Below are 17,036 nucleotides of genomic sequence, written 5' to 3' on the forward strand. Positions count from 1 at the left end.
CGGACACTACTTCAGAGTAGAACTGTCGGCCGTTGCCACTAAGCTCAGGCCGTGCGCAAGGTATTGATCGCGAACCGTGGCGAGATCGCCGTCCGGGTCATCCGGGCCTGCCAGGACGCCGGCCTCGCCAGCGTCGCCGTCTACGCCGACAGCGACCGCGACGGCCTGCCGGCCCGGCTCGCCGGCGAAGCGTACGCACTGGGTGGCGAGACCGCCGCCGAGACCTATCTGCGGATCGACAAGCTGCTCGACGTCGCGGCCCGCAGCGGCGCCGACGCGGTGCACCCGGGCTACGGCTTCCTCTCCGAGAACGCCGAGTTCGCCCAGGCCGTGCTCGACGCCGGGCTGATCTGGGTCGGCCCCACCCCGCAGGCGATCCGCGACCTCGGCGACAAGGTCACCGCCCGGCACATCGCCCAGCGCGCGGGTGCCCCGCTGGTGGCGGGCACGGCCGAGCCGGTGGCCGACGCCGACGAGATCATCGTCTTCGCCCGCGAGCACGGTCTGCCGGTGGCGATCAAGGCGGCGTTCGGCGGCGGCGGCCGGGGGCTCAAGGTGGCGCGCACCCTCGACGAGATCCCGGCGCTGTTCGAGAGTGCCACCCGCGAGGCGGTCGCGGCGTTCGGGCGCGGTGAGTGCTTCGTCGAGCGCTATCTCGACCGTCCCCGCCACGTCGAGGCGCAGGTCCTCGCCGACCTGCACGGCAACGTCGTGGTGGTCGGCACCCGAGACTGCTCGCTGCAGCGCCGTCACCAGAAACTGGTGGAGGAGGCGCCGGCCCCGTTCCTCACCGACGAGCAGCGCGCCCAGATCCACTCCAGCGCCAAGGCGATCTGCCGCGAGGCGGGCTACCACGGCGCCGGCACCGTGGAATACCTGGTCGGCCAGGACGGCACGATCTCGTTCCTCGAGGTCAACACCCGTCTGCAGGTCGAGCACCCGGTCAGCGAGGAAACGGCCGGCATCGACCTGGTCCGCGAGCAGTTCCGCATCGCCGACGGCGCGACGCTGGCCATCACCGAAGACCCGACCCCCCGCGGCCACGCGATCGAGTTCCGCATCAACGGCGAAGACCCTGGCCGCAACTTCCTGCCGGCGCCCGGCACGGTCACGTCGCTCACCTGGCCGCTCGGCCCCGGCGTGCGGGTCGACGCGGGCGTCGAGGCGGGCAGCGTGATCGGCGGCAACTTCGACTCCCTCCTCGCGAAAATCATCGTGGTGGGCGCGACCCGCGAGGAGGCGCTCGAGCGCTCCCGCCGCGTCCTCGACGAGACCGTGGTCGAGGGCATCGCCACCGTTCTGCCGTTCCACCGCGCGGTGGTGCGCGACGAGGCGTTCACGGCCGCGCCGTTCACCGTCCACACCCGATGGATCGAGACCGAATGGGCCGCCGTCGTGCCGCCGTTCGTCGCGGCGGCGGCCGGCGCCGCGCCGGCCGAGCGCGAGACCGTCGTGGTCGAGGTGGGCGGGAAACGGCTCGAGGTGAGCCTGCCAAAGACCCTTTTCTCCGGTACGAGTTCAGCACCCGCCGCCCGGCCCAGTGCGCGTCGATCGGGTGGCGGTGCGACCGCGGCCGCGGCGAGCGGCGCGACCGCGCTGACCGCCCCGATGCAGGGCACGATCGTCAAGGTCGCGGTCTCCGACGGCGACGAGGTGCAGGAGGGCGACACCATCGTCGTGGTCGAGGCGATGAAGATGGAGCAGCCCCTGCAGGCGCACAAGCCGGGCACGGTCGCCGGCCTGTCCGTCGAGGTCGGCGCCACGGTCACGGCCGGCACGGTGATCTGCACGATCGACTGAGCAAGCCGCCGCACCGAGCGGACCGCCGCACCGAGCCGCCCGCCGCACCGAGCCGCCCGCCGCACCGAGCGGACCGCCGCACCGAGCCGTCCGCCGCATTGAACGGACTGCCGCACCGAGTGGGCCGCCACGCCCGGTGGGTCGCCACGCCGAGTGGGCCGCGCACTGAACCCGGCCGCCACGGCTATGACGCGTGCACCCAGGCGAGCTCGGTGAACAACTGCCGGGCTGCCTCGGCCGGGTCACCGTCGCTGTCCGGGAACGCGCCGGTCAGCCACAGCGTGGCAAAGCCGTGCGCCATCGACCAGCCGGCCCGGCCGGCGGTGCGCACCTCCGGCGGCGCGGTCTCGGCGGCGCCGGGTTTAGCGGGCCGAGCCGGTCGCACCACGCCGTCCGTCACGCTCACCACAGTGGACGTGGCACCACCGGCCGAAGCACCGCCAGCCGAGGCACCGCCATCCGAGGCGCCATCGGCCGGAGCACCGCCGGCCGAGGCCGCCACGCCGCCGTCCGGAGCGGGCACACCGTCGGACGCGGCCGGCATGGCGTCGGGCAGGTCGAGGACGGCGGCGTAGAGCATGTCGGCTGCCCTCGCCCGAGCGGCCAGCAGGTCGGGATCGTCCCGGTGGTAGAGGTCGGTGCGGAACATGACCTCGAACATCGCCCGGCGGGTCACCGCGAACCGGATGTAGGTGACGCCCATCTCGACGATGCTGTTGCTGGCCAGCCGGGACGTCGCCAGCGCCTTGGCCAGTTGCTCGAAACCCTCGATCGCGAACGCGGTGAGCAGCCCCGCCTTGTCTCTGAAGTGGTGGGTGGGCGCCGTGTGCGAGACCCCGGCCCGGCGGGCCAGGTCGCGCATGCTCAGCGTGGCCACGCCGTTCTCGGTGATCGCCTCCTCGACGGCTGCCAACAGGGCCCGGCGCAGATCGCCATGATGGTAGGTCGGTTTCGCCATGGCCCGATGGTAACTAGCCACTGGCAAGATTCAGGACGTGGGCAGCCAGAAGCGAAGTTTCTCGTCGAGCTGGTCGTGCAGCACGCCGCCGTTGCGCTCGATCGTGCGACGGGAGGCCACATTGTCGTCGTCGCAGGTGATGAGCACCCGCGACAGGCCCAGGGACGCCGCTATCGGGAGCGCGGCCGCGAGCATCGCCGTGGCGTGCCCCTGCCGGCGGGCCGACGGGCGCACGTCGTACCCGATGTGGCCGTTTCGTTCGCCGACCCGGCCGGGCGCGAGCCGGTGCCGAATGCCCAGCCGGCCCAGGTACTCGTCGCCCTCGACCCACCACACCGACGTGGTGGGCACGAACAGCGCCGGGCGCGGCGCGTCCGCCGACTCCTGGGCCAGCAGGTCGCCGACGAAGCGGGCGAACTCCGCCTTGTCGTCCCAGGTAGCGCCGTAGACGCGGAGGTACATGCCCACGTTGGACTCGTCCGAGGGCAGGCCGCGCCCCTCCGCCCGGTGCTCCGCCATGGCACGCAGGAACGAGGCTTGAAGCTCGACGGTGGGCGAGATCAGTGCGGGCACGACGCTCAGCGTAGGCGAGTGATGGTCACCTCGACGCCCTGTCCGGTGCTCTTCGGCCCGGCGTAGACCCCCTTGAGCGGCGGCACGTCCCCGTACTCGCGCCCGCGCCCGACCACGACGTGGCGCTCGCCGACCGGTACCCCGTTGGTCGGGTCGAAGGCCGTCCACCGGCCCACCCACCACTCCACCCAGGCGTGACTCTGCCCGACGAGGCTTTCCCCGATCGCGGCGGACGGCATCGGGTGCAGGTAGCCGGACACGTACCGGGCCGGCAGCCCCATCTCCCGCAGCATGCCCACGGTCAGGTGGCTGATGTCCTGGCAGACGCCCTTGCGCTGGGCCCACGCGTGCAGCGCGTCGCTCTGCACCCCGGTCGCGCCGGGCTGGTAGGTCACCTCACCGCGGACGAACTCGCAGACCGCGAGCGCGGCCAGGTACGGGGTGGCGTGCGAGCCCCTGATGTCCGCGACGATGCCGCGCAGCTCGTCGTCGAGCCCGGTGCGCGGGCTGGGCACGAGCAGCTCGTACCAGCGGTCGACCGCCTCGGGCAGCTCCAGGGCGTCCCAGCTCGGGCCCTCGCCGGCCGAGATCAGGTCGCCGGGCGGCAGCGTCTCCACCGTGGACGTCGCGGTCACGGTGAGCGCCTCGTGCCTGGCGTGCACATCGAACGCGGTGACGACGGTGCCCCAGTAGTCCTCGTACCGGTACGTGCGGGCCGGCGGCCACACCTCGACCCGGGCGTCGAGCACCGCCTGCCGGGCCTCGTTGCGGGGCCACATCCGAGCCTCGTTGTACGACGACGACACCGGCCCGGCGTAGTCGAAGCCGGTCCGGTGCTGAATGCGCAGCCGCCACGAATCCACCGTCATGCGACCGCTCCCCGAACCCAGTTGACCGCCGAGGTCTGCCGGAAGTACCGCCGGGAGACCGCGTCGTTGACCTGCGAGCACGTCTTCTCCAGGCTGGCCAGCACCGCGGACATCTCACCGATCAGCTCGTCCGCGCCGCGGAACTCGAGGTTGGTGCGCGCCCGGCCGACGATCCGCTGCGCGTCGGTGGCCACGCCGGCCCGGCCCGGGTCGGGCTCCAGATCGGCGAGGCAGCCCTCGGCGGCCGACAGCGCGGCGAAGACCGAACGCGGGAACAGCCGGTCGAGCAGCAGGAACTCGGCGGCGTGGCGGTCGTCGAGCGCGCCCCGGTACGTACGCAGGAAGGTTTCCCAGGCCCCGCTGGAGCGCAACAGGGTCATCCAGGACGGAATGCTGCCGCCGGCCCGCTCGTGGGTGCGCAGCAGCCGCGCGGTCATGTCGACCCGCTCGACGCTGCGGCCGAGCACCAGGAACAGCCAGCCCTCGTCCCGGCTCATGGTGGCGTCGGTGAGCCCGGCCATCACCGCGCAGCGCTCGCGCACCCAGCGGAAGAACGCGTGCACGCCCTGCTGCTCGACCTGCCGGCGGGCGTTGGGCAGGCCGTTCCAGGTGGCGTTCAGGCACTCCCACATCTCCGAGGAGACCGTCTCGCGGGCGCCGCGCGCGTTCTCCCGGGCCGCGGCGAGCGCGCCGACCACCGAGGACGGGTTGTGGTCGTCGAGGCCGAGCAGCCCGATCACCTGGGCCGAGGTGAACGGGCCGTCGACGATCGGCATGCCCATCACGGCCAGCAGCGAGCGGCAGGCCGAGTCCTCCTGCGTCCAGGGGTCGGCGAGGACCCGCTGCAGGTGCACGTCGAGGATGCGGGCGGTGTCCTCGGCGCGCTCGACATAGCGGCCGATCCAGTACAGGGACTCCGCGATGCGGCTCAGCACGACGATCTCCCCTGCTGCTGCTGTTGTTGTTGCTCCTCACTGCCCGATGCGCCGGGGCCGAGATCGGGGCTGGCGGCCGGCGAGAGCGGCGCGCGCGTGATCGGCCGCGAGGGCACCTCGAACGGCACCATGTCGTCGTCCCCGGCGAGCACCCAGGTGTCCTTGGAACCGCCGCCCTGACTGGAGTTGACCACCAGCGCGCCCTCGGGCAGCGCGACCCGGGTGAGCCCGCCGGGCAGCACCCAGATTTTCTCGCCGTCGTTCACCGCGAACGGCCGCAGGTCGACGTGCCGGCCGCGCAGCCGGCTGCCGACCAGCGTCGGCACCATGGAGAGCTTCACCTCGCGCTGGGCGATCCATCCGCGCGGGTTTTCCAAGACCTTTTCCCGTACGTCCGACAGCTCCCGTTCCGAGGCCTGCGACCCGATCACGATGCCCGCGCCGCCGGCCCCGTCCACGGGCTTGAGCACCAGCGAGTCCAGCCGGGGGAGCACCTCGTCCAGCACGCCCGGCTCGTCCAGCCGGTAGGTGTCCACGTTGGCGAGCAGCGGCTCCTCGTTCAGGTAGTAGCGGATCAGGTCCGGCACGTACGTGTAGAGCAGCTTGTCGTCCGCGACCCCGTTGCCCACCGCGTTCGCGATCGTCACCCGCCCGGCCCGCGCCGCGTTCAGCAGGCCGGCCACCCCGATCACCGAGTCGGCCCGGAAGTGCACCGGATCGAGGAAGTCGTCGTCGATCCGCCGGTAGATGACGTCCACCCGCTGCTCGCCGCCCGTGGTGCGCATCGCCACGTCGTTGCCCACGCAGACCAGGTCGCGCCCCTCGACCAGCTCGACCCCCATCTCCCGGGCGATCAGCGCGTGCTCGAAGTACGCCGAGTTGTAGACGCCCGGGCTGAGCACCACCACGGTCGGGTCGCTCACCCCGACCGGCGCGGCCGCTCGCAGCGCCCGCAGCAGCATCGCCGGGTAGCTGTCCACCGGCAGGATCCGGGTGGCCGCGAACACCTCGGGCAGCACCTGGGCCATCGCCCGCCGGTTCTCCATCACGTAGCTCACCCCGGACGGGATGCGCACGTTGTCCTCGAGCACCCGGAACGTGCCCTGCTCGTCCCGGATCAGGTCGACGCCGGCCACGTGGATGCGGACGCCGTTGGGCGGGTTGATCCCGGCCGCGGCCCGCAGGAAGTGGGCGCTGGTCGCGATGATCCGCCGGGGAACCACGCCGTCGGCGAGCACCTGGCCGGTCCCGTACACGTCGGCGAGGAACGCCTCGAGCGCCCGGATCCGCTGCGCCACGCCGAGCTCGACCGACCGCCACTCCGCCGCGGCGATGATGCGGGGCACGATGTCCAGCGGGAACGGCCGCTCGACGCCCTTGAGCGCGAAGGTGATGCCCTGGTCAAGGAAGGCTCGGGCCAGCACCTCGGCGCGGGTGCCCAGCTCCGCGCTGGAGAGCGGCTGGAGCGTGGCGTGCAGCGCCTCGTAGCTCGCCCGGGGCATGCCCAGTTCGCTGAACATCTCGTCCCAGCCCGGGCCGAGGCGGTACTCCTCGAAAAGATCCGCCATGCGAGGACCCTACGCACGGCTCGTTTCGCTTGCGTAACACGGAAAATGCGCTCTTCAAGCGGGATTTACGGGTGGGCCGTCGGTACGGGACCTACCGACGGCCCATCGCCGAGACACCGAGAACGGGGGACCCGGCGTCTCCGGCAATCAAACGGTACGCCCGGGAGCGGCGAGCGAAAAACTCGCTCGGCGCGGGCGGGTGAAATCGGGGGAAATAACCGGCGCGGCTTCCCACCCATGATCGGGATCTCCCCGTGTTCGTTATCACCAAGGCAGGGGCCTGATCAGGGCGCATGCTGTAACACAGCACATTCTCAGCTACACCGATCGAGAATATGCCGAGCGCTGACGGGGGGAGGTGGCCAGTCCGATGACCGAATTGTTGGCGATGATGGCCACCCCGCTCTGGGCCTACTTGGCGCTGTTCGGCTTCCTGACCGTCGACGCGATGATTCCGGTGGTGCCGACCCAGGCGATCATGATCACCTCCGGGGCGCTCACCGTGTACGGCAACCTCAGCCTGCCGCTGGTGATCGCGGTCGGGGCCGCCGGCATGTTCGCCGGCGACACGATCGCCTTCCTGCTCGGCCGCTCCACCGGCCAGGTCGGCCGGGGCTGGCTGGCCGCCCTGCGCGCCCGCTGCGCCCCGAGACATGACGAGGCGCCCCGCGAGCGGTCCAAGACCCGCAAGGCCGCGGTCCGCTTCACCCGGGGGCTGCGCAAGCCGGGACCGCTGGTGCTACTGCTCTGCCGATTCGTTCCCGGCGGCCGGATGGCCGCCGGTTTTCACGCCGGCCGCACCGGTTACCCGATGAAGCTCTTCGTGCTCTACGACGCGGCCGCCGCGCTCTGCTGGGCGGGCTACGGCGGCCTGGTCGGTCACGTCGGCGGGACGGCCATCACCCAGTCGGCCTGGCGGCTGTTCGTGATCGCCGCCGCCGCGGCGCTGGTCTTCGGCACGGCCGGCTGGATCCTCGCCCTCTCCGGCGGCCGCAAGGAGATCGACGCCGAACTGGCCGTCGACGCTCACCTGGCCGCCGAGGCCGAGCTCGCGCTGGAGCTCGAGGTCGCCGAGGCGGTGGCCGAGGCCGACGTCATTGCAGCTCGTGCTGCATCAGCTGACGAGCAGCTTCCGCGATCGACCCGGACAGCGACGGGTAGATAGTGATCGTGTGGGCCAGCTGGTCCACGGTCAGGTTGTTCTCGATCGCCATCGTGATCGGCAGGATCAGCTCGCTCGCCTTCGGCGCCACCACCACGCCGCCCACGATCTGACCGGTCGCCGGCCGGCAGAACAGCTTCACGAAGCCGTCGTGCAGGTCGGCCATCTTGGCCCGGGCGTTGCCGGTCAACGGCAGCATCACCTGGCGGGCCGGCACCCGGCCGGCGTCCACGTCGTTCTGCGTGACGCCGACGGTGGCCAGCTCGGGGTCGGTGAAGACGTTGGCCGACACGGTACGCAGCCGCAGCGGTGCGACCGCCTCCCCCATCGCGTGCCAGATCGCGATCCGGCCCTGCATGGCGGCGACGCTGGCCAGCGGCAGCACGCCGGTGCAGTCGCCGGCCCCGTAGATGCCCGGCACGTTGGTGCGCGACACCCGGTCGACGGTGAGGTAGCCGCCGTCGCCGACCTCGACGCCGTACTCGCGCAGGCCCAGCTTCGCCGTGTTCGGGATGGCGCCGACCGCCATCAGCGCGTGCGAGCCCTCGACCGTACGGCCGTCGGCGAGGGTGACCAGGACGCCGTCGCCGGTGTTCACCACCGACTCGGCGCGGGACTGGTTGAGGATCGTCATGCCGCGCTCGCGGAACACCCGCTCGATCGCCATCGCCGCGTCGGCGTCCTCGTGCGGCATGACCCGCTCGCGGCTGGAGACCAGCGTCACCTTCGTGCCCATCGCCAGGTAGGCGCTCGCGAACTCGGCGCCGGTCACGCCGGAGCCGATCACGATCAGGTGCTCGGGCAGCTCGGTCAGGTCGTACACCTGCCGCCAGTCGAGGATGCGGACGCCGTCCGGCTTCGCGGTCGGCAGCACGCGCGGGGTGGCGCCGGTCGCGAGCAGCACCGTGGCCGCCTCGATCGAGTACATCTCCCCGATCTCGGGCATGACCAGCACCTGGTGGGTGTGGCCGAGGGTGTCCTCGCCGAGCAGCGCCCGGCCCTGGACCACCTCGACGCCCGCCTTAATCAGCTTCGTCTGGATGTCGGCCGACTGAGCCAGGGCAAGCTTCTTGACCCGGCTGTTCACCGCCACCGCGTCGACCTGGACGCCGTCCAGGCCGGCCGAGCGGATACCGAACCGGTCGTTGTGGCGATATCCGGTCATGACCTCGGAGCTGGCGATGAACGTCTTCGACGGAACGCAGTCGGTCAGCACGCATGCGCCGCCCGGGCCGTCGGCCTCGACGAGGGTTACTTCCGCGTCGAGCTGGGCGGCGACCAGGGCCGCCTCGTACCCGCCCGGCCCCCCACCGATGATCACGATCCGACTCACGACGTACCCCTCCGTAACAACGCGACTGTGCCGACACGCACTCTCTTATTCTCCACCAAGGCCGTATCGGGCTATCGTCATCGCCGTGCGTCATTACGCCGCGTATGGCTCAAATCTCGACCCGGCCCGCATGCGGGCCTACTGTCCGCACTCGCCCATGGTTGGCGTCGGGTGGATAGAAGGCTGGCGCCTGACCTTCGCCGGTGAGGGGGAAATGGGCTGGGAGGGAGCGGTCACGACGATCGTCGAGTCGCCTGGCGACCGCGTCTTCGTGTCGCTCTACGACGTGCATCCGTGGGATGCGTCACAGCTCGACGAGGTCGAGGGGGTGACTGCGGGGGCATACCAGAAGCTCACCGTGCGTGTTTCTACGCTCGAGGGCGAGTTCCCGGCGTGGGTCTACGTCTACGACGGGTACGAGGGCGGGCTGCCCACCGCCTGGTATCTCTCCGAGATCGCCAACGCCGCCGAGAAGGCCGGCGCCCCGGACGACTACGTCCAGGACCTGCGCCGCCGGCCGAGCGCGACCTCCACGCCGGAGATCTGACCGCTGCCGTTCCCCTGCGGGGCGTCAGCGGGCCAGGCGCTGGCTCAGCGACTCGAGAAGGCCGACCAGCTCGATCCGCTCGGCCATGTCGAGCGTCGCGTACGCCTGGCCGGCCAGCGCGTCGGCCACCGAGTCGGCCCACATCAGCCGCCGCACGATCGGCCCCGCCGACGGGTACGGCGGCTGCCAGCCGAACGCGACCGCCCCGGTCTCCCCCTCCGGCCCCGCGATGATCGCCTGCAGCGGGGTGAGCCCGCTGGCCCGCACGGCCACCAGGTGCACCCCGAGCCGGTGCTCGTGCAGCAGGTGCAGGGTCACCGCGGCCCGCGCCCCGGCGGCCTGGTCCGGCACCGGCATCGCTCGCCACGCGGCGAACAGTGGCAGCGCGGCGCGATCGGCCGCGTCCACCACGCGGCCGCCCAGCTCCAGCAGACGGCTCAGCCGGGGGAAGCCGCCGATCTGCTCGATGCCCCATTTGCACAGCTCGTGCAGATGCCAGCTGGCCACCTCCATCGGCGCCGACGTCTTGGCGGTGGACTCCCAGCCGTCGATGACGGCGTCCGGAGCGATGAAGCCGATGGCCGCGGCCACCGTCTCGGGTCGTACGTCGCCGAGCGCACCGGCCCGCGCAGACACGTGGTAAGCCCAGCCGGACAGCCCCAGCAGACGCGCTCGGCGCAGCGTCTGCGGCGACTCGGCAAAGGCACCGACGATCGTTGCGAGCCCGGTCATGGCGTTGGCGGCAGCCTGTTCGGGGGTCACGCGGTGATTCTGCTCTTACCCCGACCGATCTGGAAAATATTCTTCCTACCTGGGGCGACGATTCGGATCAATCCGGCTCGTCCGCTTCCAGGTCCTCCAAGGCCGCCTGTACGTCGCCCACCTGGCGCCGGGCGGCGGCCGCCTCCCGCTCGGCGGTGCGACGGGACTGCTTGCGCCGGGCGACGTCGGCCTGCGCCTCGGTGCGCCGACGCTCCAGCTCGGCCAGCTCGGCGTCCAGGTCCTCGACCCGGTGGCCGGCGTCCCGCTCGGCCGCCTCGGCCCGCTCCAGCTGCTCGTCGGCCCGGCGCTCGGCGGCCTGCGCCGAGCTCAGCTCACGGCGCAGCTCCCGGCGGCGCTGCTCCCACTCCCGCCGGCGACGCTCGGCGGCCTGCCGGTCGCGCGCCGACTGCTGCGGGAACTCCACCACCTCGCCCTCGGCGCCGTCCTCCTCGCCGGTCTCGTCAGCGTCGGTGTCGGTGTCGAGGTCGCTGACCAGGCGCAGCCGGGGCCGCGGCACCTCGCCGAACCCGGCGTAGGTGGCCGCGCGAATCAGTCGCCCGGTACGCACCTGCGCGGCCACGGCCGGCTCGGCCAGCGCCGCGGTCAGCGTCGCCTCGACCTCGCCCAGCGGCAGCTTCGCCCCGGGCTCGGCGCGGGCGCCGGCGTCGGCGGCGAGCGCCTCCGTCGCCAGCTTGCGGGCCGCGCCGACCAGTGCCGAGACCACCTGGCGCCGCTGCGCGTTCAGCTCGCGCAACTGGTCGCCGTCGAGGCCGCGCTGCGCGTCGCGCAGCGCGGTGGACAGGTCGACCAGTTGCTCGATCAGGTCGGGCCGGCGCAGCGCCAGCAGGTTGACCACCCAGGCGGCGACGGTCGGCTTCTTCAGCGCGGCCAGCCGCTTCGCGGCGTCCCGGTCGCCGGCCTGCTTGGCATCGTTGATCGCGGCGGTCCGGGCCGCCACGAAGCCGTCCGGCGGCTCCTCGTAGAGCCGCTGGATCAGCGCGTCGGTCATGCTCGGCACGTCAGATCGTGGTTTCGGGCGCCACGTGCGCGTAGGTGGTGCCGGAGAGCCGGGTCAGGTGACCGTCGGAGATCTGCGCGCCGGTCGGGTTCAGCAGCGCGTCGTGCACCGCGAAGGCGCGGGCCGGCTTCACCGCGCGGACGAAGTCGATCGACTCCATGAGCTTCATCCACGGAGCATTCAACGGGACGAACAGCGTGTCCACGACCGTGTCCTCCGGAACGGTGAACGAGTCGCCGGGGTGGTAGACGTTCGTGGTCTCGTCGCCGATCAGGTACGCCAGGTTCGCGATCCGCGGGATGTCCGGGTGAATCACGGCGTGCCGGCCGCCGAACGCGCGTACCGGAAAGCCCGCGGCGGCGAAGCTCTCACCCGGACCCACCGCGGTGGCGATGTCGCCGAAGGCGGCGAGCTTGGGCAGCACCTGCTCGTGGGCGAAGATACGCAGGCCCGGACGGCTGCCGGCCGCCTCGGTCAGGGCCGCGACGTCCAGGTGGTCCGGGTGCTCGTGGGTGATCAGCACGGCGTCCGCGCCGTCCAGCGCGGACCGTTCGCTGAACTCGCCCGGATCGACGACCAGCACTCCGTCGCCGTCCAGCCGGACGCAGGAATGCGTGTACTTCGTGATGCGCACGGGACCCCTCCGCTGCCGATTTGTAACCGCTCACCACGCAGTCTGCCGGAACCAGGATGCCTCTGCCGCACGTCCCAGGGGCACGCCCGAACGGGGATCGGAGAGAAGCATGCGCGTCAACCATCGGAAAACCACATATGTCTTGGCCTCCGCGCTCGTCGCGGGGGCCTTGCTGACCGGCTGCAGCGCCGGGGACAGCAGCAACATGTCGAGTTCGTCCGGCGTGGGTACGGCGGACAAGGCGGCGGAGCCGCAACGAGCCGACGGCGGCGCCGCTCAGGTGGAGCAGCAGCCCGCCACCGCCAAGGACCAGCCCGCCCAGCAGTCGCCGAATCTCGCCGTCGACCAGCGATCGATCATCTACCGGGGCAGCAGCACGGTACGCGTGAAGGACAGCGTGAACGCCGCCGCCGGGCAGGCGACCGGCATCGCCGTCACGGCCGGCGGCTTCATCGGCTCGGACAACCGCACCACCGGCGAGGGCGGCTCGGACACCGCCACGCTGACGCTGCGGGTCCCGGCCGACAAGTTCACCACGGTCGTCGACCAACTCGCCCGGCTCGGTAAGGAGGAACACCGCGAGATCAACACCGAGGACGTCACCGAGGAAACCGTCGACCTGGACGCCCGGATCCAGGTGCAACAGGCCAGGGTGGACAGTGGCCGCAAGCTGCTGGCTCAGGCGAAGACGCTGAACGACCTGGTGATGCTGGAGAAGGAGGTGGCCACCCGGCAATCCGACCTGGCGTCGCTGCAGGCAAAGAAGCGCAAACTGGCCGACCTCACCGCACTGTCCACGATCACCGTGACCTTCCTCGGACCGGCAGCGCCCGCGCCGAAACCGGAACCGGAGAACCCGGGCGGCTTCCTCGGCGGCCTGACGGCGGGTTGGCACGCGCTCCTGGCGTCGCTGAAGGTCGTGCTGACCGTAGTCGGGGCGCTGCTGCCCTGGGCAATCGTGCTAGGCCTGCCGCTCTGGCTGGCGTTCTACCTATACCGCCGCTACGGCCGAGGACGGCTAACCCCGCCCCAGCCCACTCTCGCCCCCGCCGGCACCCCTCCACTGCCCTCAGCCCCGCCCATCTCAGAACAGCCAGCCCCCGAGCCGCAAACTTCCGAGGACTAGTAACCAGGGAACGACCGCCATCGCCCCGCTGATAACACCGGCATCTGCAGGGCGCCCCTCGTCCGAGCACGGGCCCGCGATCGCCCCGCTGATGAGGAGGCAGTCGCTTTTCGTCGCCGCGGGGTTTGCGGCGTCGAAAAGCGGCTGCCTCCTCATCAGCCCCCGAAGGGGCGATCGCCCGCGGAGCGAAGCGGAGCCAGCCAGCTCAGCCGCACGGGACAGTCCCCCACGCGACTCACCCGGCCAACCGCACCCACCGCAAACCGCACCCACCCAGCCCACCGCACGGGACAGTCCCCCCACGCGACTCACCCGGCCGACCGCACCCACCGCAAAGCGCACCCACCCAGCCCACCGCACGGGACAGTCCCCACGGGACTCACCCGGCAGACCGCAACCACCGCAAACCGCACCCGCCCAGCCCACCCGCACGGGACAGTCCCCCACGGGACTCACCCGGCCGACCGCTCCCACAGCAAACCGCACCCACCCAGCCCTAACGGGCCAGACAACACCTCAGAACGCGCCGGTCGACAACGCCGCCAGGGCCGTGTGCACGAAGACCCGCACGCCGTACCCGATGCAGCTCTCGTCCACATCGAAGCTGCCCTGGTGCAGGTCGTACCGCTTGTCGGAGCCGGGGAACCCGGTGCCCAGCCGGATCATCGCGCCCGGCACGTTCTCCTGGTAGAACGAGAAGTCCTCGCCGCCCATGCTGATCTCGGCCTCGACCACCCGCTCGGGGCCGAGCGCCGCGCCCGCGGCACCGGCGATGACCGCGGTGGCCATCCGGTCGTTGATCACCGGGGGCATGCCGCGGTGGTAGCCGACCTCGACCTCGGCCCCGGTCGGCGCGACCACGTCGCGGATCAGCTGGGTGATCAGCTCGGGCGCTTCCCGCCAGGCCTCCCGGCTCAGGATGCGGACCGTGCCGGTGGCCCGGCCCTCGGCCGGGATGGCGTTGAACGCCTCGCCCGCGTGCACCGAGCCCCACACCATCGAGACCCCGGCCCGCGGGTCGATCCGCCGGTCCACCAGGGCCGGCACGTCGACGACCACCCGGCCGAGCGCGTGCACCAGGTCGGCGGTCAGGTGCGGCCGGGCGGTGTGCCCGCCGGGGCCGGTGAGTTTGACCTGGACGATGTCGGCGGCCGCGGTGAACGGACCGGAGCGCACCCCGACCAGGCCGGCCGGCAGCTGGGGGTAGCAGTGCAGCGCGTAGATGGCGACGACGTCCTTGAGCGCCCCGGCCGCGACCATCTCGGGCGCACCGGACGGGATGCTCTCCTCGGCGGGCTGGAAGATCAGCCGGACCTTGCCGGCGAGTTTGCCCTGCTCGGCGAGCTGCGCGAGGGCGAGGCCGAGGCCGAGCAGCACGGTGGTGTGCACGTCGTGCCCGCAGGCGTGCGCGACCCCGTCGACCGTCGACCGGTACGGCACGTCTTTGAGGTCGGTCAGCGGCAGCGCGTCCAGGTCGGCGCGGAACGCCACCACCCGGTCGCCCTCGCCGATGTCGCAGACCACGCCGTTGCCCTTGGGCATCAGCCGGGGTGAGAGGCCGGCCACGGCCAGTTCCCGGGCGACCAGCGCGGCGGTTTCGAACTCGTGGTGGGAGCGCTCGGGGTGGGCGTGAATGTGCCGACGAATGGCTACGAGCTCCGTGCCGTGGGCGGCAAGCCAGCGGTCGAGCTGGCCGGGCAGGGGCTCGGCGCCGGGCAACGGCCCGGGCCACTCCGTCTGCGCCTCCTGGTGGGGCGCTGTCAGAGCAGTAGTCACGTCGGATTCCGTATCGCTCTCGAAGGTTTGTCTGGGCCATGCTGGACAGCTCTGTGCGACGCGCGACAGCTTAGACCCATTTTGGTGACGCTGTGCAACATCATTCCCGTACACGCTGAGTTGCGTAGGGTCACGAATGCCCTGATAAGAGCCTTCGACGGCGGTGCGGGAGATGCTCGGGGTGTCGTCCCAGCGACGCATCTAGCCCTTCACCTCCTACAACGTGTAACGAGTCGTGGAGGTGATGACACACCACGAGTCCGTTTCAGAAACGCTCGACCGGGCGGTACACACCCCACACGCCGCGCAGTGTGTGGCATACCTCGCCCACGGTGGCACGTAACCGCAATGCCTCTTTCATCAACGGTAGGACGTTCTCGCTGCCTTGGGCGGCCTTCGCCAAATCCGCCAGCGCGGCCTCGACGGCCGTTCCGTCCCGCTTCGCCCGGAGTTCTGCCAGACGCGCCACCTGGGCGGCCTCGATCGCCGGGTCCACCCGGAGCGGTTCGTACCGTTCTTCCTCGTCGGAGGCGAATCGGTTGACCCCGACCACGACCCGCGCGCCGGAGTCGATCTCGTTGGCGATCCGGTACGCCGAGGTCTCGATCTCCTCCTTCTGGAACCCCTGCTCGATCGCCTCGACCGCCGACCCGAACGCGAAGACCCGCTCGATCAGCCCGGACGCCTCGGCCTCCACCTCGTCGGTCATCGCCTCGATCGCGTACGAGCCGGCGAACGGGTCGACCGTGCCGGTGAGGCCGGACTCGTAGGCGAGCACCTGCTGGGTGCGCAGCGCGAGCCGGGCCGACTTCTCGGTGGGCAGGGCGATGGCCTCGTCGTACGCGTTGGTGTGCAGCGACTGGGTGCCGCCACCCACCGCGCCGAGCGCCTGGATCGCCACCCGGACCAGGTTGACCTCGGGCTGCTGCGCGGTGAGCTGCACCCCGGCGGTCTGCGTGTGGAAGCGCAGCATCAGCGACTTCGGATCCTTCGCCCCGAAGTCGTCCCGCATGATCCGGGCCCACATCCGGCGGGCCGCACGGAACTTGGCGATCTCCTCGAGCAGGGTGGTGCGGGCCACGAAGAAGAACGACAGCCGGGGCGCGAAGTCGTCGACGGCCAGGCCTGCGGCGAGCGCGGCGCGCACGTACTCGATGCCGTTGGCCAGGGTGAAGGCGATCTCCTGCGCGGGCGAGGCGCCCGCCTCGGCCATGTGGTAGCCGGAGATGGAGATGGTGTTCCACTTCGGGATCTCCGCCCGGCAGTACGCGAAGGTGTCCGCGACCAGGCGCAGCGACGGTTTGGGCGGAAAGATGTAGGTCCCGCGGGCGATGTACTCCTTGAGGATGTCGTTCTGGATCGTGCCCTGCAGGGCGCTGCCGTGCACCCCGTGCTCCTCGGCCACCAGCTGGTAGAGCAGCAGCAGGAGGGAGCCGGGCGCGTTGATCGTCATCGAGGTGGAGACCTGGTCGAGCGGGATGCCGTCGAACAGCCGGCGCATGTCGTCGATCGAGTCGATCGCCACGCCGACCTTGCCCACCTCGCCGTGCGCGATCGGGTCGTCCGAGTCGTAGCCCATCTGGGTGGGCAGGTCGAACGCCACCGACAGGCCCATCGTGCCGGCCTTCAGCAGCTGGTGGTAGCGGGCGTTGGACTCGGCGGCGGTGCCGAAACCGGCGTACTGCCGCATGGTCCAGGGGCGTTTGGTGTACATCGTCGGGTAGACGCCCCGGGTGTACGGATATTCCCCGGGCTCGCCGATCGGCGCGCCGGCCGGCACGTCCCCCGCCCGGTAGACCGGTTTGATCTCGAAACCCGACTCTGCGTCCACAATCGTGATCCTAAGACGTCGTTCAGGGCGAAAGCGTGAGGAGTTTTGCACAGAGCGTCCCGAAAGTGCGCACACAATGCTGTTTCCCGCTCACGGACGGTCGAGTTCACCGGAACGTCGGCGTCGCGACTTTCAAATCAGGCC

Annotated in this window: 15 protein-coding genes; 4 read left to right on the top strand and 11 right to left on the bottom strand. The window is 71.3% G+C overall.

The features are described 5' to 3' along the window. Nucleotides 1–51: 51 nt before the first annotated feature. Nucleotides 52–1,800, top strand: a complete 1,749-nt coding sequence (locus ODJ79_RS23525) for an acetyl/propionyl/methylcrotonyl-CoA carboxylase subunit alpha (RefSeq protein ID WP_263025713.1) — start codon at nt 52–54, stop codon at nt 1,798–1,800. Between the two features lie 184 nt (nt 1,801–1,984). Here ODJ79_RS23525 and ODJ79_RS23530 read toward each other — a convergent pair whose 3' ends face one another. Genes ODJ79_RS23530 through ODJ79_RS23550 form a run of 5 tightly spaced genes read right to left on the bottom strand, consistent with a single transcriptional unit; the run spans nt 1,985 to nt 6,703 of the window. Then, nucleotides 1,985–2,758 (bottom strand): TetR/AcrR family transcriptional regulator, encoded by a 774-nt coding sequence (locus tag ODJ79_RS23530; RefSeq protein ID WP_263025714.1) that lies wholly within the window; start codon nt 2,756–2,758, stop codon nt 1,985–1,987. 30 nt (nt 2,759–2,788) lie between these two features. Beyond that, complete coding sequence (locus tag ODJ79_RS23535) at nt 2,789–3,331, bottom strand: GNAT family N-acetyltransferase (RefSeq protein ID WP_263025715.1); 543 nt, start codon at nt 3,329–3,331, stop codon at nt 2,789–2,791. Nucleotides 3,332–3,336: 5 nt separating this feature from the next. Continuing rightward, complete coding sequence (locus tag ODJ79_RS23540; RefSeq protein ID WP_263025716.1) at nt 3,337–4,200, bottom strand: transglutaminase family protein; 864 nt, start codon at nt 4,198–4,200, stop codon at nt 3,337–3,339. Then, nucleotides 4,197–5,135 (bottom strand): alpha-E domain-containing protein, encoded by a 939-nt coding sequence (locus tag ODJ79_RS23545; RefSeq protein ID WP_263025717.1) that lies wholly within the window; start codon nt 5,133–5,135, stop codon nt 4,197–4,199. Before ODJ79_RS23545 ends, ODJ79_RS23540 begins: the two co-directional genes overlap by 4 nt. Next, entirely contained in the window at nt 5,129–6,703 is a 1,575-nt protein-coding gene (locus ODJ79_RS23550; protein WP_263025718.1) for a circularly permuted type 2 ATP-grasp protein, read from the bottom strand. The genes ODJ79_RS23545 and ODJ79_RS23550 overlap by 7 nt, the downstream gene beginning before the upstream one ends. 370 nt (nt 6,704–7,073) lie before the next feature. Here ODJ79_RS23550 and ODJ79_RS23555 point away from each other — a divergent pair, with 370 nt between their 5' ends. Further along, nucleotides 7,074–7,868 (top strand): DedA family protein, encoded by a 795-nt coding sequence (locus ODJ79_RS23555; protein ID WP_263025719.1) that lies wholly within the window; start codon nt 7,074–7,076, stop codon nt 7,866–7,868. On the opposite strand, the gene ODJ79_RS23560 is transcribed toward ODJ79_RS23555, so the two are convergent. Further along, nucleotides 7,798–9,198, bottom strand: coding sequence for an NAD(P)H-quinone dehydrogenase (locus ODJ79_RS23560; RefSeq protein WP_263025720.1), 1,401 nt, complete (start codon nt 9,196–9,198; stop codon nt 7,798–7,800). The genes ODJ79_RS23555 and ODJ79_RS23560 overlap by 71 nt on opposite strands. 85 nt (nt 9,199–9,283) lie before the next feature. On the opposite strand from ODJ79_RS23560, the gene ODJ79_RS23565 reads away from it, so the two are divergent. After that, complete coding sequence (locus ODJ79_RS23565) at nt 9,284–9,745, top strand: gamma-glutamylcyclotransferase (protein ID WP_263025721.1); 462 nt, start codon at nt 9,284–9,286, stop codon at nt 9,743–9,745. 24 nt (nt 9,746–9,769) lie between these two features. On the opposite strand, the gene ODJ79_RS23570 is transcribed toward ODJ79_RS23565, so the two are convergent. From ODJ79_RS23570 to ODJ79_RS23580, 3 genes are all read right to left on the bottom strand, one after another. Beyond that, nucleotides 9,770–10,507 carry an SCO6745 family protein gene (locus ODJ79_RS23570; RefSeq protein WP_411267366.1) on the bottom strand — a complete coding sequence of 246 codons (738 nt, stop codon included), beginning with the start codon at nt 10,505–10,507 and terminating at the stop codon, nt 9,770–9,772. Nucleotides 10,508–10,574: 67 nt separating this feature from the next. After that, entirely contained in the window at nt 10,575–11,516 is a 942-nt protein-coding gene (locus ODJ79_RS23575) for a hypothetical protein (RefSeq protein WP_263025722.1), read from the bottom strand. A 10-nt stretch (nt 11,517–11,526) separates the two neighbouring features. Continuing rightward, the gene (locus tag ODJ79_RS23580; RefSeq protein WP_263025723.1) at nt 11,527–12,159 is read right to left on the bottom strand and encodes an MBL fold metallo-hydrolase; all 633 of its coding nucleotides are present in this window, start codon (nt 12,157–12,159) and stop codon (nt 11,527–11,529) included. Between the two features lie 109 nt (nt 12,160–12,268). On the opposite strand from ODJ79_RS23580, the gene ODJ79_RS23585 reads away from it, so the two are divergent. Beyond that, nucleotides 12,269–13,285, top strand: coding sequence for a DUF4349 domain-containing protein (locus ODJ79_RS23585; protein WP_263025724.1), 1,017 nt, complete (start codon nt 12,269–12,271; stop codon nt 13,283–13,285). A gap of 516 nt (nt 13,286–13,801) precedes the next feature. Here ODJ79_RS23585 and ODJ79_RS23590 read toward each other — a convergent pair. Both ODJ79_RS23590 and ODJ79_RS23595 read right to left on the bottom strand, forming a co-directional pair. Next, nucleotides 13,802–15,061 carry an amidohydrolase gene (locus ODJ79_RS23590; protein ID WP_263025725.1) on the bottom strand — a complete coding sequence of 420 codons (1,260 nt, stop codon included), beginning with the start codon at nt 15,059–15,061 and terminating at the stop codon, nt 13,802–13,804. A 265-nt stretch (nt 15,062–15,326) separates the two neighbouring features. Continuing rightward, nucleotides 15,327–16,892 (bottom strand): methylmalonyl-CoA mutase, encoded by a 1,566-nt coding sequence (locus tag ODJ79_RS23595; protein ID WP_263025726.1) that lies wholly within the window; start codon nt 16,890–16,892, stop codon nt 15,327–15,329. Nucleotides 16,893–17,036: the final 144 nt, after the last annotated feature.

It is taken from the genome of Actinoplanes sp. KI2 (genome assembly GCF_025630775.1).
Classification (GTDB): Bacteria; Actinomycetota; Actinomycetes; order Mycobacteriales; family Micromonosporaceae; genus Actinoplanes.